General features: G+C 66.2%; 11 protein-coding genes. 1 reads left to right on the top strand and 10 read right to left on the bottom strand.

What is annotated here, in order from left to right:
* Positions 1 to 205: 205 nt before the first annotated feature.
* Positions 206 to 1438 (top strand): multifunctional CCA addition/repair protein, encoded by a 1233-nt coding sequence (locus AC1PLS_RS03875; protein ID WP_184432121.1) that lies wholly within the window; start codon positions 206 to 208, stop codon positions 1436 to 1438.
* 169 nt (positions 1439 to 1607) lie between these two features.
* Here the strand turns inward: AC1PLS_RS03875 and AC1PLS_RS03870 are convergent, their stop codons facing one another.
* From AC1PLS_RS03870 to AC1PLS_RS03825, 10 genes are all read right to left on the bottom strand, one after another.
* Positions 1608 to 4271 carry a TonB-dependent receptor gene (locus AC1PLS_RS03870; protein WP_481104231.1) on the bottom strand — a complete coding sequence of 888 codons (2664 nt, stop codon included), beginning with the start codon at positions 4269 to 4271 and terminating at the stop codon, positions 1608 to 1610.
* Between the two features lie 778 nt (positions 4272 to 5049).
* Positions 5050 to 6204, bottom strand: a complete 1155-nt coding sequence (gene nagA / locus AC1PLS_RS03865; RefSeq protein ID WP_481104230.1) for an N-acetylglucosamine-6-phosphate deacetylase — start codon at positions 6202 to 6204, stop codon at positions 5050 to 5052.
* Positions 6205 to 6206: 2 nt separating this feature from the next.
* Positions 6207 to 7235 carry an SIS domain-containing protein gene (locus AC1PLS_RS03860; protein ID WP_016900885.1) on the bottom strand — a complete coding sequence of 343 codons (1029 nt, stop codon included), beginning with the start codon at positions 7233 to 7235 and terminating at the stop codon, positions 6207 to 6209.
* 5 nt (positions 7236 to 7240) lie between these two features.
* A complete protein-coding gene (locus AC1PLS_RS03855) occupies positions 7241 to 8308 on the bottom strand; it encodes a LacI family DNA-binding transcriptional regulator (RefSeq protein ID WP_024940298.1) in 1068 nt (355 codons plus the stop codon).
* 39 nt (positions 8309 to 8347) lie between these two features.
* Positions 8348 to 9625 carry a sugar MFS transporter gene (locus tag AC1PLS_RS03850; protein WP_024940299.1) on the bottom strand — a complete coding sequence of 426 codons (1278 nt, stop codon included), beginning with the start codon at positions 9623 to 9625 and terminating at the stop codon, positions 8348 to 8350.
* A gap of 46 nt (positions 9626 to 9671) precedes the next feature.
* Entirely contained in the window at positions 9672 to 10394 is a 723-nt protein-coding gene (locus AC1PLS_RS03845; RefSeq protein ID WP_016900882.1) for a GntR family transcriptional regulator, read from the bottom strand.
* A 260-nt stretch (positions 10395 to 10654) separates the two neighbouring features.
* A complete protein-coding gene (locus AC1PLS_RS03840; RefSeq protein ID WP_184432129.1) occupies positions 10655 to 11821 on the bottom strand; it encodes an acyltransferase family protein in 1167 nt (388 codons plus the stop codon).
* Positions 11818 to 14376 carry an alpha-N-acetylglucosaminidase gene (locus AC1PLS_RS03835; protein WP_481104229.1) on the bottom strand — a complete coding sequence of 853 codons (2559 nt, stop codon included), beginning with the start codon at positions 14374 to 14376 and terminating at the stop codon, positions 11818 to 11820. The genes AC1PLS_RS03840 and AC1PLS_RS03835 overlap by 4 nt, the downstream gene beginning before the upstream one ends.
* Positions 14373 to 17267: a beta-galactosidase GalA gene (galA, locus tag AC1PLS_RS03830; protein ID WP_184432131.1), complete on the bottom strand. Its 2895-nt coding sequence runs from the start codon at positions 17265 to 17267 to the stop codon at positions 14373 to 14375. Before galA ends, AC1PLS_RS03835 begins: the two co-directional genes overlap by 4 nt.
* Before the next feature lie 165 nt (positions 17268 to 17432).
* Complete coding sequence (locus tag AC1PLS_RS03825; RefSeq protein WP_184432133.1) at positions 17433 to 20141, bottom strand: TonB-dependent receptor; 2709 nt, start codon at positions 20139 to 20141, stop codon at positions 17433 to 17435.
* Positions 20142 to 20855: the final 714 nt, after the last annotated feature.

Raw genomic sequence — 20855 nt, 5'->3', positions numbered from 1 at the left:
GCGGCATGTCCCGCGATGGTGGGCGGGCAAGGACCCTGCAGCAAAGCCACACCGCACCCGCTCTACGGCTGATCTATCCGCAAAGCCGTAGATCGTCCACTGTGCCTTACGGCATGTCCGCGATGGTGGGCGGGCAAAGGCCCTGCAGCCAAGCCGTGGATCAGTCGCCCTACGACGCACGCACCGCATGGGGCATCATGTCGCGATGAAGATCTATCTCGTTGGCGGCGCAGTCCGCGATGCCCTGCTTGGCCAGCCCGCTGGCGACCGCGACTGGGTGGTGGTCGGTGCCGATCAGGCGCAGATGGAACGCCTGGGCTTCAAACCGGTGGGGAAGGATTTCCCGGTGTTTCTGCATCCGCGCAGCGGTGAGGAGTATGCGTTGGCGCGTACCGAGCGCAAGTCCGGGCGCGGCTATCGCGGCTTCGTGGTGGATGCCGATCCTTCGGTGACGCTGGAAGAGGATCTGCTGCGCCGAGACTTCACCATCAATGCGATCGCACGCGACGAGGACACTGGCGAGCTGTTCGATCCGTATGGCGGCGCGCGCGATCTGCAGGCGCGCGTGCTGCGGCACGTAGGGCCGGCCTTTGTCGAAGATCCCGTGCGCGTATTGCGCGCTGCCCGCTTCATGGCACGGCTGGCACCGCTTGGTTTCACTGTCGCGCCAGAGACCGCAGCACTGATGCGCGAGATGGCCGCCAGCGGCGAGCTGGACAGCCTGGTGCCCGAACGTGTGTGGCAGGAATTGCGCCGCGTGCTGGAGAGTGCGCAGCCGTCGGCATTCCTGCGCACGCTGCACGACACCAATGCGCTGCGCGTCATCCTGCCCGAGATCGATGCGCTGTATGGCGTGCCGCAACGTGCCGAGTTTCATCCGGAGGTGGATACCGGCATTCACCAGGAAATGGTCAGCGACATGGCCGCGCGACTGGCGCCCGGCGACGCGCTGGTGGGCTTTGCCGCATTGACCCACGACCTGGGCAAGGCGCTCACGCCGGCGGAAGAATGGCCGCGCCACATCATGCACGAACAGCGCGGCGTTGCCCCGCTGCAGACATTGTGCGAGCGGCTCAAGGTGCCGCAGGATTATCGCCAGCTCGCCATCACCGCCTGCCGCGAACACTTGAACGTGCATCGCCTGGCCGAACTGCGCGATCGCACCGTGCACGAGCTGCTGGTGCGCTGCGACGCGTTTCGCCGCCCCGAGCGCATCGCGCAACTCGCATTGGTCTGCGAAGCCGACAAGCGTGGCCGGCTGGGCAGCGAAGACGCCGCATATCCGCAGGGCGAACAGCTCAAGCATCTGCACGCCGCTGCGCTGGCCATCAATGCGCGCGACCTGGCCGCACAAGGCCTGCAAGGCCCGCAGATCGGCGAGGCATTGGCGAAGGCGCGGATTGCGGCGATTGCGGCCGCAAGAAAGGCCGGCATATAGCCGATACATGGCGCATACCGTTGTCGCAACGCGACAGGGATGTAGCCGTGCCAAGCAAAGCGTTGCCGCTCAGATCCGGACTAGCGAAAGATCCCCGGGTCGAAATTGCAACCGCGAGCCGCCGTCATTGCAACAAGGCGGCTGCCCGAGAGCAGCCGCCCGGCCGACGTCACAGCTTGAAATTCAGGCTCAGCATGAAGGAGCGGCCGTTCTTGTAGATGTAGTACGGCTGGTTCTTGTTGCCGATATAGCTGAAGTAGGTTTCGTCTAGCAGATTGGTGGCTTCCAGCGCCACGCGCAGGCGCTCGGTGGCCTGGTAGCCGAACGAGGCATCGACCTGGGTGAATGCATCGGTCATTTGCTGCCCGTTGAGGCGGCCGATCTGGGTGAAGTATTCCGAGCGCCAGCCCAGATTCACCCGCGCGCTCCATTTGCCCTGCTCGTAGTACGGGCTGATGTTGTAGGCGTTGCGCGAGTTGTACGGCAGGCTGTAATCGCCGTCGGTCTTGGAATCGGAATAGGTGTAGTTGGCCACCACGCCGAACCCGTTGCCGAAGTTGTGCTGCAGGTTGAGCGCAACGCCGCGCACCTTGGCATCGCCGGCGTTGGTCGGCACGGAGGTCTGATAGGTGCTCGAGCCGCCGGTGGCGTTGTTGAAGAACACCCGGTCTTCCACCGTGGTCAGGATGTAGTTGGAGATATCGCGCGAGAAGAACTCGCCGCTGAGCAGGCTGCTGTCGGAGAAGTACCACTCCAGCGATGCGCCCAGGTTGGTGGACTCGTACGGACTCAATCCAGGATTGCCCGTGGACGCGGTGAGCGTGGTGTCGTCGGTGGCCACGTACGGGGTCATGTTGGTGTAGCGCGGCCGTGCGATCACCTTGGACGCAGCAAAGCGCAGCATCAAATCGTCGCGCAGGTCGTAGGCGATGTTGAAGGACGGCAACCACTTGCCGTAGCTGTTGAGGAAGTTGACCGGCGTATAGCCGCCACCGGGCGCGTAGCTGAAACCATCGGTGGAATCGCGGGTGTGCACGTAACGCACGCCGACGTTGCCGCGATAGCGCTCGCCGGAAAAATTTCCCTGCAGGAACCAGGCGCGGTTCTGCTCTTCGATGCTGTAGTTGCCGGCGTAGCTGATCGGCAAGCCGTCATCGCCCTCCAGGCCACCGATGTACTGGCTGATGGCGCCGCTGTTGATGGTCGACCAGCGCTGCATGTCGGCGCTGGTCGACAAGCCGTCCAGATAGCCCGACGGCGTGGTGCCCGGCGAGAATGCGGCCAGCGTGCTGCCGTCGTTCGGGGTCCAGGTGCGGCTGTAGGAGGACTGCCCGGTGGCATGATTGGTCAACTTGATGCCGGTCAGGATCTGGGTGAACGGCCCCCACTCCACCGCATGGTCGAAGTCCAGCTGCAGGTAGCGTTCCTTGTCGTACTGCGGGCTGTGGCTGGCCGAGGCATTGTTGAGCTGCATCGCCGCCGCGTTGGTGGGGTCGGTGCTGTAGTCCATCGCGGTACGACGCCCGTCGATGTTGTAGCTGTAACCGGCGAGGTTGCGGAACTGGATGCCGTAGATGCGCTCGGCGCCGCCCTGCGAACTGGTGTAGCCCACCTGGCTGGACGCATTCCAGCCATCGCCATGCCAGTCGGCGCGTAGATGGATGCTGCCGGTGCTGACCTCGCTGTTGCGCAGGTAGCCGTCCAGGTAGGTGTTGGACTGATCGCCGAACGTACCCGAGGTCGCCACGCCGTTCTCGAAGCCCAGCGCCTGCGCATCGCCGGGGGTGGAACCCCAGTAGCCGTAGCGGCTCTGGTTGTAGTTGTCGAAACTTTCCTTGACGTACAAACCGGTCAGATTGAGCTCGAAATCGGCATCCGGCTTCCACTGCAGCGCCGCGCTGACGCCGTCGCGCTTGCGTGTCTGCTGGAACAACGCGGTGTTGATCGAGGTCGGAAAGACGCCGGTGTTGTTGCCGACCACGGACGCCGGAAACCCTGCGCCTTGCACATTGTCGTAGCCGAAGATCTCCACGCCATCGCGGCGCAACACACGCTGCGAATGCATCACCGAGGTGAGCACACCGAGCGTTTCATCCTGGTTCTTCCAGCTGTACAGCGCCGAGGCATTCGGCTTGCCCTGCTCGGAACGATCGTTATAGCCGTAGCTCAGCGTGCCGGTCAGCGTGTTGCGCTCAAGGTCCAGCGGCTTGCGCGTGTGCACGATCACGGTGCCGCCGATGGAGCCCTCGTCGATGCGTGCCTCCGGTGTCTTGTAGACCTCCATCAGGCCGACCACTTCCGGCGCCAGCGTGCTGTAGTTGAACGAGCGGCTGTCCGGGTCGTTGGGATCGCCGCCCCAACTGGTGGAGGCAATGGTCTGGCCGTTGAGCAGCACGCGATTGAGTGCCGGATCGGTGCCGAGGATGCTGACCTTCTCGCCTTCGCCGAACTGGCGATCCACGGTGATGCCGGACAGGCGCGACAGCGACTCGGCGACGTTGGTGTCTGGGAATTTGCCGATGTCTTCGGCGCTGATCGCATCGACGATCGCATCGGCGTTGCGCTTGACGTTGAGTGCCTTGCCGAGGCTGGCCTGATAGCCGACGACCTTGACCTCGTCCAGCGTGGACACCGAGGGATTGGTTTGCGCGGGCGCCTGTTCCTGCGGGGCTGCAGCCTGCTCCTGCGCACCTGCAGGCAACGCGGCAAGACCTGCCAGGGCAGCGCCACCGATCAACAGGCCGCGGACTGCAGTACTCAATGGGGTGCGACGCAGCGGATGCGCATGACAGAACAGGTGACGGGACAACTCGAATACACGGGAAGACGGCATTGCGTAGACCTCTTGACGGATGTCAGGTGGCAACCATGTGGTTGCACGACAACGCGCGGTGCGCGTGACATGCCCGCACTCCGTCCCCTGTGCCGGATGCGAGCAGCGTCCCGCACTGCCGTAGCGGCATGCGGGTCAGCGCCAGTCCGACCAGCGGCCGGACGACAACGCTTTCAAGATTTCAGAAGTGGCTCCTGCTCGCTGACAACGTTATCAGCGAAGGTGCCTTTCGCGGCCGGGGCTGTCAACTCGCTGCCACAAAAGCCCAGTTTCATGCCTGAAACCGCACCGACGACGCAGATATTGGAATGACAGCGTGATCGTGTTCGCACTCATGTGCATCGACGATGTAGACCACTGCGCGTAGCGACCTGATGCCATAAGGCTGCGCAGCCGGATGTTGCGATGCAGAGTGTGTTGCAGGCTTTGATGTGGTGGATGGTGTACGCAGTGCATTGCCAAACTACCGCGATTGCATTGCTGACGTGCTGCAAGTGCATGCGGCTGCAGTCATCGTCGAGCCTTTACTGCAACGGGCTGCGCGTCGGTTGCAGCCTGACGCAGGAAGCGACCGAGCTCTGTTGGCCGCTCCATCGTTCGACACGATTCTTTTCCAGAACTTGGCGAAAGCACGCCCTGCACTCGCGCACGCACGCACGCACGCACGCACGATCATGCTGCAGCGTACCGACGATGGCGGTTCACCGCAGACACGACCGCAAACCAGGTTTCAAACGCATCGCGCCGCACGAACGGGTTCGTGCGGCGGCGAGCGGACTTACTCGCGCTGCCCGGCGACCCAGGTGGCGAGTACCTGCACGTCGGCATCCACCAGCACCAGATCGGCCTGATAGCCGGGTGCAATGCGGCCCAGGCGCTGGCCCAGACCGATGCATTGCGCCGGATAGGTGGACGCCATGCGCGCGGCTTCGGCCAGATCCACGCCCAGCCACTGCACGCTGTTGCGCACGGCCGTGGCCATGTCCAGCGCCGAGCCGGCCAGTGCGCCGTCGGCATTGCGCACCACGCCGTCCACGGCGGTGATGGTTTCGCCGTACAGGTCGAAACTGGGGCTGCCGGCACCGACCATCGGCATGGCGTCGGTGACCAGCAACAGCTTGCCGCGCGGTTTGGCGGCCAGCGCCACGCGCAGGCTGGCCGGGTGCACGTGCACGCCATCGACGATGATGCCGCACCACACATCGGGGTCTTCCAACGCGGCGCCGACCGCGCTGGGCTCGCGCCCGGCCAGCTGCGACATCGCGTTGTACAGATGGGTGAAACCGCTGACGCCGGCGGCAATGCCGTCGCGCGCCTGCTCGTAGCTGGCCGCGGTGTGGCCGGCAAACACGATCGCGCCGCCGGCGACGAAGGCGCGGATGTCGTCCAGCGGCACGCGCTCGGGTGCGAGCGTGATCAGGGTGACGCCGTTGTCCAACGAGGTATCGACGGCAATCTCGTGCGCGTCGGGCAGGCGGAACTTGTGCGCGTCGTGCGTGCCCTTGCGGGCCGGGCTCAGGTACGGGCCTTCCAGATGAATGCCGAGCACGCCGGGCACGCTTTGCGCGATGGCCTGGCGCGTGGCGGCGATCGCCTCGGCCATCACCTCGGCGGTGTCGCTGATCAGCGTCGGCAGCATGCCGGTGGTGCCGTAGCGGCGATGCGCCGCCGCGATCGTGGCCAGCGCCTGCGGGTCGCGCGCATTGTTGAACAACACGCCACCACCGCCGTTGACCTGGATGTCGATGAAGCCGGGCAGCAAGGTGGCGCCGCCCAGATCCACGCGCGTATGCGCCTGCGCAACGCGCGCATCGTCGGCCGCCACCACCGCCTGGATCTGCGTGCCGGCCAGCAGCAGCACCAGCCCATCCTGCAAGCCATCGTCGGTGAGCACGCGTGCGTTGCACAACGCTTGAATCGGGGAAGCATCCATGTTCAAACGGTTTCCGTGACCTTGTTCAAGTGCGGCGGCAGATCGGGATTGTTGCCACGTTGCAGGGCCAGCGCGTTGATCGCGCGGTAGAAGCTCTGCACGGTCAGCAGCGGCGCGCTGGCCGGGTGCGCCGCATCCACGAGCGGCAGGTCGCCGTCGGGGGCGGCCAGCCACACCTGCGCGCCACGCGCGCGGAATTCGGCGGCGAGCGCACGCGTGCCGGCGCCGGTTTCGTCGGGCTGGGCGAACACCAGCACCGGGAAGCCCGGCCCCACCAGCGCCATCGGGCCGTGTTTGACCTCGGCCGAGCTGTACGCCTCGGCATGCAGGCCGCAGGTTTCCTTGAACTTCAGCGCCGCTTCCTGCGCCGCGCCCAGGCCCAGGCCGCGACCGAGCACGAACAGGTTGTGTGCCGGCACCAGGCCGGCAGTGAGCGCGGACCAGTCGGCCTGCCAGGCGGCGCGCAACTGCTGCGGCAGTGCCTCTACCGCCGCGAGCAGGGCCGGGTCGTTCTTCCACACCGCGCCCAGGTGCAGCAGCGCAGCCAGCGAGGCGAGATAACTCTTGGTGGCAGCGACGCTTTTTTCCGGGCCTGCGCCCAGCGGAATCACCACCTCGGCCAGCTGCGCCAGCGGTGAATCCTCGACGTTGACCAGCGCGACCACGCGCGCGCCGGCCGCCTTGGCGGCCTCGGCATTGCGCAGCAGGTCCGGGCTCTTGCCAGATTGCGAAATCACGATGTACAGCGCGCCGCGCAACTGCAGCGGCGATGCGTAGACCGAGCCCACCGACGGCGATGCAGAGGCGGTCACGATGCCCAGTTGTGTTTCGAACAGATACTTGGCGTAGGTCGCTGCGTGATCGGAACTGCCGCGTGCACAGGTCACCACGAACGGCGGCGGCGTATCGCGCAGCGACTGCGCGAGGGCGGCGACGGTGTCGGCATTGCGGGCGAACTGTGCGGCGACCACGTCGGCGGTCTGCGCCGCCTCGCGGAACATCAAGGTCTCGGTTTCGGTGGGAAGGCTCATCGTGCTCAGGCGGATTCGGGAGGAAGGGATTTGGCGGACGGCGTCTGCGCCGGTGCAGTGGAACCGCGCACCACCAGCTGCGGCACGAAGCCGCGGTTCTGCAATTGCGCGGGCTGGTCGTCGTAGGCATCGCTGCGCAGCTGGCTGATCAACAGGCGTGCGGCATGCCGCGCGATGTCGTCGGTGGCCTGCTTGGCGGTGGTCAGCGCCGGCCATGACTGGCGCGAGAACGGGCTGTCCTCGAAGCCGGCGATCGACAATTGATACGGCACGTTCATGCCGGTGGACTTGGCCGCGGCCAGCACGCCCGCGGCGATTTCATCGTTGCTGCCGAAGATGGCGGTGGGCGGCTCGCGCAACGACAGCAGCCGGCGCGCGCCACGGAAGCCGTCGTCGAAGGTGTAATCGCCGGGAATCACCAGGTGCTTGTCCAGGGTGATGCCGTAGTCCTTCAACGCCGCCTCGTAACCGGCGTAACGCTCGCCGCTGGAGCGGTGCTGCGGGCCACCCCACAGGAACCCGATGCGCTGATGGCCCAGCTGGACCAGATGCTCGGTGATCTCGTAGGCGGCAGCGCGGTCGTCGATATAGACGCAGGGGCCGTCGCCCGGATCGTCGGTGGCGGCGATGATGCGCACGCTCTTGATGCCGCGCGCAGCCAGGCCGGCCATCAACTCGGGGCGCTCGGACATCGGCGCGGTCAGCACCACGCCGGCCAGCCGCGAGCGCTGCACCCATTCGGCCAGTTCTTCGGCCAGCAATGGCGAGGTGGAATCGCAGGGATGGATCTGCAGGCCGAAGCCGGTTTCGCGGCAGGCGGCCAGCACGCCGTTCTGGATGCCGATGATGTGATACGGGTTGGGATTGTCGTAGACCAGGCCGATCACGAACGGCGTGCCGCTGCGCAGGTTGCGCGCGGACGGATCGGGTTCGTAGTCGAGATCGGCGATGGCGCGCAGCACGCGCGCGCGCGTGGCCTGCATCACCGACGGTTCGTTGTTGATCACGCGCGACACGGTCTTCAACGAGACCTTGGCGCGCTCGGCGACATCTTTGATGGTGGGCCTGCGCATGGGTGTGCCTTGTTCGTCGGAACGCATCATGCTGCCTGGTTACTTGGCCTGGGCCGGCAGGCCCACACGGTAACCGCGCAGCGAATAGAACAGGATGTAGAGATAGCACGGCACCATCAGCGCAGCGAACACGACCTGGAAGTCGTAGTGCTGTTTGAGAATGGCGAACAGCTGCGGAATGATCGCGCCGCCGGCAATGCCCATGACCAGCAAGGCCGACCCGATCTCGGTGAAGCGGCCGAGCCCGCGAATGGCCAGCGGAAAGATCGCCGGCCACATCATCGCGTTGGCAAAACCGAGCGCGGCCACGAAGCCCACCGACACATAGCCGTGGGTCAGCAGCGCGCCCAGCGAAAACAGCACGCCCAGCACCGCCGACACGCTCAGGTAGCGCGCCTGCGAGATCACGCCCGGAATCAACGCCAGGCCGACGATGTAGCCAACCAGCATCGCGCCCAGCGTGTAGGAGGTGAAGATCTTGGTGCTGTCCAGCGGCAGATTGAAGCCGTGGCCGTAGGTGCCGATCGCATCGCCGGCCATTACTTCCACGCCCACGTAGACGAACAGGCACAACACGCCCAGCCACAGGTGCGGAAACTGGAAGATGCTGGACTTCTGCACGCCAACCGCGCTGCCGGGCGTGGCATTGGCCTCGGAGGCCCGCAGCTCCGGCAGCGGCGAGAACAGCACGCCGATCGCCAGCAACAGCAGCACGCCGGACATCACCAGATACGGCGCGTGGATCTTGGCAGCGAAGGCCGTGAGCAACTGCTGCTTGGTCGCCGCATCGGCGCTGGCCACCTGCGCGGACAGATCGCCGATGCCGTGCAACACCAGCGAGCCGATCAGGATCGGCGCCAGGATGCCGGCGATCTTGTTGCAGATGCCCATCAGCGCGATCCGCCGCGCCGCGCTCTCGATCGGCCCGAGGATGCTGATGTACGGGTTGATCGCGGTCTGCAGCAGCGCCAGGCCGCTGCCGATCACGAACAGGCCGCCCAAGGCGCCCGGATACCAGCGCTGGGTGGCGAACTGACCGAAGCCGGCCGCGCCCACCGCCATCACCACCAGGCTCAGCGCCAGTCCCTTCTTCATGCCGGTGCGCTTGAGGATCCACGACGCCGGCAGCGCCAGGAAGAAGTACGACAGGTAGAACACCATCAGCACCAGGAAGGCATTGACCTCGTTGAGGTCGAACGCCAGCCGCACGAAGGTGATCAGCGGCCCGTTGATCCAGGTGAAGAAGCCGATGATGAAGAACAGCACGCCGACGATGGCGATCGAGACAACGGGATTTGCGGGCCTGGCGGTAGTCATGGATCGGCTGGCTCTTGAGTTGTCGGTTGGGGGGCGCCGCGCTGGATCAGCGACGCAGTTCGGCGACGAAATCGTAGAAATCGTTGTGGCAATAGGTGTCGGTCAATTCGATCGCGCTGCCGTCGCGCGCATAGCCCACGCGCACCACATGCAGGATCGCCTCGCCGGTCTTCATGCGCAGGTGTTCGGCCAGCCGCGCGGGCAGATTGATCGCGCGGAAGTACTGCAGCGCGCGCACCACCGGGGTGCCCTGCGCGTCCAGGTAGCTGTAGAGCGAATCGCCGATCTGCTGCGGGTCGGCGACGATGCGCTGCGGCAACACCGCATGCTCGTAGGCCATGACCCGGTCGTCGGCGCTGCGCAGGCGGGTCAGCGAGGCCACCGCCGCATCCGGCGACAGGCCCAGCCGCAGGATCTCTTCGCCATGCGCCGGGCGCAGCCGCCGCTCCAGCCAGCGCGTGCCGGGCTCGTAGCCCTTGATGCGCAGCGTCTCGCTGAAACTGGTCAGGCCGCTGAGCTGGTGCTGGATCTGCGTGGTGACGAAGGTGCCGGCGCCCTGCCGGCGCGAGACCAAACCCTGTTCGACCAGCACGTCCACGGCCTGGCGCAGGGTCACCCGCGAGATCTGCAGCCGCTCGCACAGCTGGCGCTCGGCCGGCAGCGCTTCGCCGGCCTTCCACTGCGCGCCGCGGATCTGCTCGTCAAGCTTGCTCGCCAGTTGCAGATACAGCGGCGTCGGCGCGGAGGCGTCCAGCGTCAGCGCGTCCATCCGGGGGTCGGTGTCCGTCCTGGCTTCGGTTTTCGGTTTGGCCATTGCCTGTCCTCCGGACCGACTTGGATTCGTTAGGTCCAATATAGTACCAATTTGTCTGCAGCGCATTAGCGGCTGTGGATCGTCGGGAGCGATGACAAGCCTGGCTGACGCAGGTGTCCACCGCGCTGCTCAAGGGCGGGATGCATGCCGATGACCAGGCCGGTGCGGCACCGTCCGCGCGCCGGGGCTGCGTTACCGATTGCCGGGTCGGGCAATCACAGCCGCAGATACCAGCGCCGCCGATCCATCCACCAGCCCACGCACCAACACAGCAGCGTGTAGCTCATCGCGCACAGCAGCGACCCGAGCGGGCCCGGCGCGATGGTCTGGAACACGCGGATGCCGGCCCAGGCGTACAGGTCCAGCCCGGAGCTGCCGGCCGGAATCAGCCGCAGCACCACCACGAACAGTTCGGAGAACAGGTAGATCGCCAGCGGGTTGCGCCCCAGCACGGTGAAGAAGCCGCTGCCGCCGCTCCAGCCGCGCAACTCCAGCAGGTAGACCAGGACGCCCAGCGCCAGCAGATCCAGGCCTACCGTGCAGGCGACGAACGACCCGCTCCAGAGCTTCTTCGACAGCGGCCAGGCCGGGTGCCAGAGCAGTGCCAGCAGCACCAGCCCCGCGCCCGCCAGCAACAGGCTGCGCGTGGCGGCACCGGTCTTGCCGTGCCGCTGCAGGAAGCGCCCGCCCAGATAGCCGGCCAGCACGTTGACCGTGGCCGATAGCGTGCCAAGCAGGCCCTCGGGGTCGAAGCCGCCATCCTTGCGATACAGATGCGCATGCCCGTACAGCCACAGGTCCAGCCGGGTGCCGGCGTTGCCGGTCTTGCTCAGCTCCGCACCGGGCTGGCCGAAGACGTACAGCAATGCCCAGTAGCCCAGCAGCAGCGCGACGCAAACCGGCGCGATAGCGCGTGGCGGCAGATAGCGCACCAGCAGCGCCGCAAGCAGATAGCACAGGCCGATCCGCTGCAGCACGCCGGTCAGGCGGAGTTGATCGACCGCAGTGAACGCCCATCCACCATCGGGCTGCGGGTGGAAGAACGGAAACCAGTACATCAGCACGCCGCACATCACGATCAGCGCGGCGCGCTTGCTCACGCGGGCGAGGAACTGCCGGTGCGGCGTGCCGGTGGCCAGCGCAAAACTCATCGCGCTGCCGACGGCGAACAGGAACGAGGGAAACACCAGATCGGCAAGCGTGAAGCCGAACCAGGCCGCGTGGGTCAGCTGCGCATATGGCTGCGCGCCGGGCCCGGCGGTGTTGACCAGGATCATCAGGAAGATGGTCAGGCCGCGGAACACGTCCAGCGACAGGAAGCGTTCGCGCCTGGGTGCTGCGGTTGCGGCACCAGCTGCAGCAGGGAGTGTTTGTGCGCTCATTGCAGTTCCTTGCCCAGCGACTGCAGGGGAAGGCGGCCTGCAGACGTGCTGCCCGTGGCGAGTGTCGCTGCTTCGGTACGGAAGCGCTCATGTCGGGCCACGATGTGCGATATGCATCTGCTCATTGGGCAGTACCTTGCGTGGCCGCGAATGGCACCGTGCGCCATGCCGTGCACGTCGCCTTGGGCAACGCCTTGCATCGCATCGCGCCTACTGCCTTGCACATTGCGTTGCATGGCGCTTTGCAAGCCATCAGGCGCGTCCACCTGCGCCAGCAAGCTGCGCAGCAAGGTCAGTGGGTCGCGGGGTGGCTGTCGCTTCGGCACTTCGTCCTGCGCGGCCCATTGGCGCTCCCACGCGGCAAGCTGCGCGTTGACTGCCGCTGCGTCGAACGGCGTGCCCGCCTTGCGTGCGGCGCGGTATGCGCCAAGAAAGCGCGTCCAGCGCTGCAGATAGAAATCCGCGTACATGCCCTGCCATGCCTTGGACGCGTAATCGGCCAGATTGCCGTCGCCGCCCCAGATGCTGACCTGCGCACGTGCATTGCCGACATAGGTACGCCGCAGTGCGGCATCGTTGCCGGCGGCTGCGGCGGCCTGGCCAGTCCAGTCGGCCAGGGTTTCGTGCTGGCCGCCGACCAGTGCATCCAGCCCCTGCACCAGTTGCGTGGTGCGCGCCAGCAGCGCATCGCCGCGCGCAAAGTCGCCGGCGTCGTAGGCCTGTACCACCGCCTGCAATTGACGGTCGGCGTGCAGGCTCAGGTAATGCCGTGCGTCTTCGATCAGGTCGTAGCGGTACAGCGGTGCGTCGGCATAGTGGTCGGCCTGCTGCAGCAACGCGTCGATGGCGCGGCGCAGGCGTTGCGGATCGCCGGGGCGGTCGTCGAAGCCGACGATGTCGGCGGTTGGCCGCTTGAACAGCAGATACGCACCGGCGCGCTTGTTCCACCAGCGCGGCGACCAGTAGCGGGTCTGGTAGATGCCCGCTTCCAGATCCGACCAGGCCTGCAGCAAGGCCGCATCGCTGCGGCCGTAGCGCGCGCGGGTGTATTGCGTGAGCCATTGCGACCAGGATTGCTGCGGGCCCTCCCAGGCCAGCGCGTAGAGATAGTCGTAGACCACCGAGTTGCTGTGCAGCCCTTCCGGAAACACACCAAAGCCGCGCAGATTGCGTTTGTCCGGATCAGCCAGCAGGGCCTGCAGATCGTGTCGATAAAACGCGAAGTCGCCGTACAACGGGTTGCTGGCGCCGTAGTTGTGCACGTAGCCATAGATCCACTGCTTGTTGTCGAAGGCCTGCGCTGCCTTCCAGGTGCCGGGATAGCGGTCGTTGCCGATGTCCAGCACCATCAAGCGCGCGTCGGGTACCTTGCCGAGAAACGCAGCGATCGCCTGCGGTTGCCAGAACTCGCGGTCGGCACCGAACAGCCAGCCCTGCATCACCCAGGTGGCCTGCGGATTGACCTGCGCGATGGAGCGATACAAGGCCTGCCCGTACTCGGCCAGGCGTGCGTCGCGTTGCGCCGCCGGCACGGCCTTGGCACGTGCGGCATCGGAGTTGGCGATGCTGTCGCCGTACTTGGCGGCGGCCACGTCGCTGCCGTCGTCGGCCACCGGCGGCAGCATCTCGTTGAAGGCGTCGGCCAGATAGAACTCGCCTGCACCGTAGGCCTGCGTGTACAGCTCCAGGAACCGGCGCGCGACCTGGGCGAACAATGGATCGCGCGGATCCAGCCAGTAGGTTTCGTGGAAACCTTCCCAGGCGCGCATGCGGTAGATGCGCGCGTTGGGATGCGCCTGCGCGAATGCCTTGGGCACGTAGCCGGCAAACGCCGGCAGCACCGGCTGCATGCCCAGCTCGCGCATGCGGCTGAGGATCTGCGTCTGCAGCACGCGCTTGCTGTCGATCCATTGCTGCGGCAACGGTGCGCGATAGCCTTCGATATTGCCCATGCGCTGCCACGGGGTGAAGGCGGGGCCGGAGAAATACTCCGCCAGCGCGTCATCGCCCACGCCGAACTCACGCCACAGCGCCTGCCAGATCGCCTCCTGTCCTTCCATCGCCAGCGGCATGTCGATGCCGTGCAGCGCCATCCAGTCGATCTCGCGCTGCCAGCGCGGCCAGTCCCAGAACGGCGTGGTGTAGCCGTAGGTGCAGGTGTTGAGATAGGCGCGATGGGCAAACGGCGTGCGCACCTGGCCGCTGCTGTAGGCCGGCCATTGCGCCGGCAGCGCCACGCGGTCGCCTTCCCAGCTCATCGAGGCCGCACCGACCTGGCCCAGATAGGCGTAGGCGCCACGCGCCAAGGCCACCTGCGAGGAGCCGGCAATGTGCACCGTGTCGCCGCCGGCATCGATGCGATACCAGTCCGCGCCGTCGCCGCGCGGCGCCACGCGCATCTCGAACTGGGCGGCGCGTGCGCCGATCAGGCGTTGCAGTACCGCCTGTGCGGGTGGTGTGGCCAGCACGGTGAGGGGAATGGCGAGCAAGGCGCCCAGCACTGTACCGGCGAACAGCCGCGCGGGCGCGGCCGGGAAAAACGATGAGGTAATCATGGCGAGTTCCGATACTGCACGGTGACGACGTCGTGGAATCCAAACGGTTGATCCGCAGCGACCTGCAGGATCACCGCCAGCGTGCGCGCGCCGGTCGCGGGTGCAAGCGCCAACTTGATCGGTGTGCCGGCCGCCGCCTGCGTCACTGCACGGCCATCCAGAAACACCTGCGCCGGCCCGCTGAGGCGGCCCAGGTCGAGCATGCCGCCGTGGGCCTGCACGCCCTGCCATGGCGTGAACCGGGTACGGTACAACACGTAGCCGGCGCGTTCGGGCGCGGTTTCCAGGGTGCCGGGCAACGTGTTGCTCCAGCTGTTGTTGTCGTTGGGGCGGCGCGAGAGATCCGGCGCCGGCGGCTGCGCGAAGGCGGCGGTGTGGCGCCAGCTTTCGACCACCATCACCGGTGCCACGATCGGCACCGTGGCTGGCAGCGGCACCGTCACGCACGCGATCTCGACCACCGCATCGCGCACGCCTGCGCTGCGCGCCTGCAGCCGTAATACGCCTGCGCCACGCCCGGCCTGCACGATCGCCTGCGCCAGCCCGTTGAACAGGGCCACTTGCATGCCCTGATCGGCGGCGTGTGCATTCGGGTCGCCATTGCCAACCCCCAGCAAGCGGCCACCGCTGATCTGCAGCGTCAGCATTGCATTGCAATCGGGCACGTGGCGACCTTGCGCATCCACCGCTTCCAGGGTCACCGGCTGCGCATCGCGGCCATCGCCGCGCAGCTGGGGGCGGTCGGGCGTGAGCCGCAGCGCAACCGCTGCGCCGGTGGTTTCCACCCGCGTACGCGCCACCTCGCGGCCGTCGCGCCAGGCCACCGCTTCGAGCACACCCGGCGCATAGTCCACCTGCCACTGATTCATCTGCGCGCGATCCACCGCCTGTTTGCCCAGCGAGCGGCCATTGAGCCACAGCTCCACCTGCATGGCATTGCAGAACGCCATCACCTTGATCGGCCGGCCCTCGCGGCCGGGCCAGTTCCAGTGCGGCAACAGGTGCAGCACCGGCGCGTCGTCGATCCACAATGCGCGGCGCAACCAGTACGCCCCCTTGGCAAATCCGCATTGATCCATGATGCCGAAGAACGCGCCCACCGACGGCCATTCGAACGGCGTGGGTTCGCCGCGATAATCGAAGCCGGTCCACACGAAGCTGCCGGCGACGAACGGGCGTTCGGCAATCAGCTGCCAGGCACGGCGGTGGGTATTGCCCCAGTCCGCGGCCAGGCTGTCGTCTTCGGCCACCACGTGCGCGTCCAGGTCGGTGAACCACGCGCCGCGGGTCTGGAACGCGCTGGTGTCCTCGCTGGACAGCATCGGCGTGCGCGGCCGCGCCGCATGCACGCGGTCGTAGTTGAACTGGCGGTAGTTGAAGCCGAGCACGTCCACCACATCGGCCGCGCCACGGGTGGCGAACATGCCGTCGTTCATGCCGGCGGTGATCGGGCGGCTGTCGTCGAGCGCGCGCACGGCGCTGGCGGCGCGCGCCATGATCGCGTAACCGGTGGCGGTGCCCTGCAGCGGCTCCTCGTTGAGCAACGACCACAGGAACACGCTGGGATGGTTGCGCTGGCGCCGCACCATGTTCTGCAGCAGCGCCACATACTCGGGTGCGGGATTGAATAGCCTGTTCTCGGCCATCACCAGCATGCCGAGCCGGTCGCAGGCCTGCAGCAGTTCCGGTGCCACCGCGTGATGCAGGCGGATGGCATTGCAGCCCATCGACTTCAAGCGCTGCAGGCGGAACGCGTGCAAGGCATCGGGAAGCGCTACACCGACGCCGGCATGGTCCTGATGCAGGCATACGCCCTTGATCTTAAGCGGGCGGCCATTGAGGAAGAAGCCGTGGTCGGCATCGAAGCGCAGGCTGCGAAAGCCGATCTCGCACTCGGCACGGTCGCTGCGGCCGTCCGCGCCACGCACGCTGGCGTGCACGCGGTACAGCGCCGGCGTGTCTACGCTCCAGCGCTGCGGTTGCGGCACCGACATGCTGATGGCCGCCTGCACGGTACCGAATGCAGCCACGCGCAGTTGCGTCTCGCCACTCGCCACGACAGCACCGTCTGGGTCGCGCAGCGCCACATCCACCCACGCCTCGGCAGGCTGTTCGCCGCTGTTGACCAGGTCCAGTTGCACCGGCAGCTGCCAGAGATCGCCCGGGCCTTCGCGCGGCACCGCCGCCAGGCCATCGCCGGCGATATGCAAGGGCGCACGCAGCACCAGCCAAGTGTGCCGGTAGATGCCGCCGCCTTCGTACCACCAGCCGTCCATCGCCTCGGCATCGACGCGGATGGCGATGCTGTTCACGGCATTGCCGTAGCGCGCGACCGGCGTGAGATCGATGACCAGCCCGTTGTAGCCGCTCCAGCTGCGCGCCATCAGCATGCCGTTGACCCACACGGTGGCATGGCTGGCGATGCCGTCCAGGCGCAGTTCCACCGCCTGGCCGCGCACGGACTCGTCCAGCCGCAGCGTGCGCCGGTACCAGGCAATGCCGCGCGGGCGATAGCCCTGCGCGATGTTGGCGTCGGCGCGCACCGCCTGCTCCACCACGAAGTCGTGCGGCAGTTGCAGCTGTCGCCAGCCGGTGTCGTCGTAGTCCGGCGCCGCCGCACCCCAGGCGCGGCCGGCCTTGGCGTTGTCGTAGGTTTCGTCCTGCGCAAGCAGGCGCGGGAACGGTAGATCGCCCGCGTGGAAGCGCCAGCCCTCGTCCAGGTCCAGCCACTGGCCTGCGCCATCGGTGCCCGCTGGCGGTGGCGCGGGACGCGGCGTGCCGCCACTGCCCGCGCGCGTCGCTACAGCGTTCGCCGCGCCCGGCAGCAGCGCCGGCACGCCAAGCAGCGACGAGGCGCAGACGCTGCCGGCAAGGAACTCACGCCTGCGCATGATGGCGCCCGCCAGCCTGCACCGCAGGCGCGCTCCGTGACGCATGCCGCGCATCCACGCGCGCAGCCACTGCAGGGCATGCATCCATCATGCCTGCGGCGCTGCCTGCGCTGCTGGCTGCCACCCGCAGCGGTGCCTGCCGGCGCAGTGCTCGCTGGCCCGGCATCACAGCATGTCCCACTGCATCGACAGGTAGTAGCTGCGGCCGGTGACGCCGGTCATCTGCCAGCGGCTGGCGATGTCCTTGTAGGCCTCCTCGGTGCGGTTGGTGAGATTCAAGCCACCGAGCTGGAAGCTCAGCCTGTCGTTGACCTGGTAGCCGAGCACCGCATCCAGTTGGGTGCGCGCCTTCATGGTGTGGCCTTCGCGCGCGAAGAAGCTGTCGCTGCTGTCCTGTTCGTACTCGCTGCGATGGTTGAGCGAAACGCGCGCCGAATAATGCGCGCTCTCCCAGTACGCGGTGGCGTTCCAGGTCTGCTCGGACAGGTTGCGGATCTGGAAATCGGTATCGCGCTGCGGAATCACCCGGGTGAAGTTGGTGGTCACCCCGAAGCCGTCGATCGGCAGCCAGGCATCCAGCGATTGCGTCCAGCCCAGTTCGTAACCGCGGATCTTGACCTTGCTCGGGTCGTTGGTGGTGGCGGTGATCTCGTAGATATCGCCGCCGCTGTCCACGCAGTCGCCGGCCGCATTGCTGGACAGCGCGGTGCCGTTGAAGGCGGCCGGGCAGACGATGCTGTTGAAGGTGCCGTTCTTGATGTTCTTCCAGAAGCCGGCCACGGTCAGCGCGCCACCGTTGCCGTAGTACCACTCCAGGCTCAGGTCGGCCTGGTCGGCGGTCAGTGCCTTCAGATCGGTCTGGCCCTGGGTGACGACATAGGTGGTGGTGCCGCCGGTATTGGTGCCGGTGGAGATGGTCGAGGCGATGGCGGTGTTGCTGTCCAGGATCGGCCGCACCAGCACCTTGGCGGCGGCAAAGCGCAGCAGCAGGTCGTCGCGCATGTCCAGCACCAGATTCAGGCTGGGCAACCAGTTGGAATACTCGTACGGCGCACGCGCGGTGCCGATCACCACATTGGCATCGTCGCTGGCGGCCTGCGCCTGGGTCAGGTAGGTGTCGGTGGTGCGCTTGGTGTTTTCGTAGCGCAGGCCGAGGTTGCCGCGCAGGCGCATGCTGCCGATGTCGGTATCGATGCGCGCCATCGCATAGGCCGAGGAAATGTCGTTCTCGATGCTGTAGCTGCTCTGCGGTGCGAACAGCACCGGCACGCTGATGCCGGCGGCCGCCAGCGAGCGTGCGTAGGCGGCGATGTCCGGGGTGACCCAGCTGTCCTGCGAGGCCAGCTGCCCGTCGAGGAAGTTGCTCACCGTGCTGTTGGCGGCCGACAGCTCCGGGAACATGTCGAAGCCCGACACCGCACCGGTCCTGAGCAGATACAGAAAGTCGCGCCGGCGCACGTCGCGCTCGAAGGTTTCGCGGCGGTATTTGGCACCGAAGCGCACCGCATTCAATGCACCCAGTTCCAGATACCGTTCGGCATCCAGCTGCAGCGACCATTCCTTGTTGCTGAGCGACTGGATGGAACCGTTGGGGTACTCGCTACGCACCAGATTGCGCTTGTCCCAGGCGCTGGCATCGGTGGCGTCGGCATCGGTGGTCAGCGAGATCGCGTCGGGATTGGAGGTATCCAGCAGCGTCGCCGAGGGGATCCGGCCCAGGATCGCGGCGCGTTCGTTCTCGTCGGTCTTGCCCTGCGTGTAATTGGCCGCGCCACTGAGCGTCCAGGCATCGCCCTTCCATTTGAAGTCGTAGGTGAGCAACTGTGTGGACAGATCGTGTTGTTCGATCTGGCGGTTGTTCTCCAGCCAGTAGTCCGATGCCGACACCTGCGTGGCGGTCAACCCGTTGGTCTGCAGCACCGTCAGCGGAGTGCGCTCGAACGAGTACACCAGCTGGTTCATGTCGTTGGCGGTCTTGTCCTGCGAATACAGCGCAGTGAGGTTCATCTCCAGCTGGTCGTTGGGCTTCCACTGCAGGCCGCCATTGAACATCTTGCGCGTGGTCTCGCGCTCGATCGAGCGATAGCGCGGGCGACGCGGGATGTACAAGGTGCCGGCGTCGGTGTCCTGCGTGTACCAGCGGTCGATCCACAGATAATCGGCGCGGTCCTTGAGCTTCTGGTAGCCGGCACTGAGGAACACGCCCAGATCGCCGCCACCGAACTTGAACTGGTCGATATAGGTCAGCACGCCCTTGGGCGTGGGCGAGCCACCGGCGAACTCCGCATATTGGGTCTTGGCCGAGAACAGCAGCTTGGTCTGCTGGTAGTCCAGCGGTTTGGTGGTATTGATGTTGACCGTGCCGGACAGGCCACCGGCATCCATGTCCGCCGACGGCGACTTGATCACCTCGATCCCGGCGGCCACTTCCGGCTGGATGATGTCGTAGCGGAACCCATCGGTGAAGTCGGCGCTCTTGATCACCTGGCCGTTGATGGTGGTGGCCGAGTACTGCGGACCCAGACCACGCACGCTGATGGTGGAGCCGCGCCCGTTGATGGTGGAGATCTGCACGCCGGGGATGCGCTGGATCGCTTCGGCGATGTTCTCGGCAGGAAACTTGCCGATGTCCTGTGCGGAGATGCCATCGGTCATGCGCACGTCGTCGCGCTTGTTGTCCATCGCGGTGATCAGGCTCTTCTGGTAGGAGCTGGTGACATTGACGGTGTCGAGCTGGGAGATCTGCGCCGATGCCGGCGGCGGCGATTGCTGCGTCTGCGCACTGGCACCGCAGGCAAGCAGCGACAGCGCGATGGCGACGGACAGCGAGGAGGGCGAACAACAACGCAACGAGGCACGCGGGACAGGTGACATGGGAGATCCTGAGGTGGAATGGCTGGACGACGACGCGGCTGGCATTCCGATCGATCAGCAAAGACAGATCACGACGCTGGGCAACCCACCCACACGCGCATAGGCCACCAGTTCCGGACGTGCGGAACCGCCTGCGATCTGTTGTCTGCGAGCACCCCGTACAGCCCCCCGTGGGTGCCGATGCCGCCTCCCTCCCAGGACGGACATCGCATGCCATTGCTGATCAACGGCCCTGACTGGCAAATACCAATTCAGTGGATTTGATTCTTATGGTCTTTAAAAGATCCTGTCAACAGTCACTGCCGAAAGTGTTTGACCGGCGGCTGCGAACGCGCCCAAGCCCTGTTTTTCAAGACCTTCGACGGTGCACAAAGGATCATTCGGGTGCGTAGCGGGCATCGTTGTCACAGGACCAGTCACTGACCAATCCCCGGCGACCAGACCAATTCCAGCGGGTCTGGAATGTGCATACCGCAGCGCACGCATTGCGGGCTGCATCACAGTCCATTACCGCACGCTCCCGTGTATCGGAAGCAGCACTTCTGCCTTATCGGAGCAACCCAGCAACTGGCGCAATGACTACGCAGGGTCCTACGCCGACAACGTTGTCAACGGATCAATCAACTGTGCCTTCGCAGCGGCCGCGATGAAGACCTCAGCCACCGGGCGTGCACGCTAATGGTGCAGGCGACAGATTTTCTCGCCGCGTGGCGC

The sequence above is a fragment of the Xanthomonas sp. NCPPB 3218 genome, from assembly GCF_056725185.1.
This window is presented reverse-complemented; position numbering and strand designations above follow the sequence as displayed.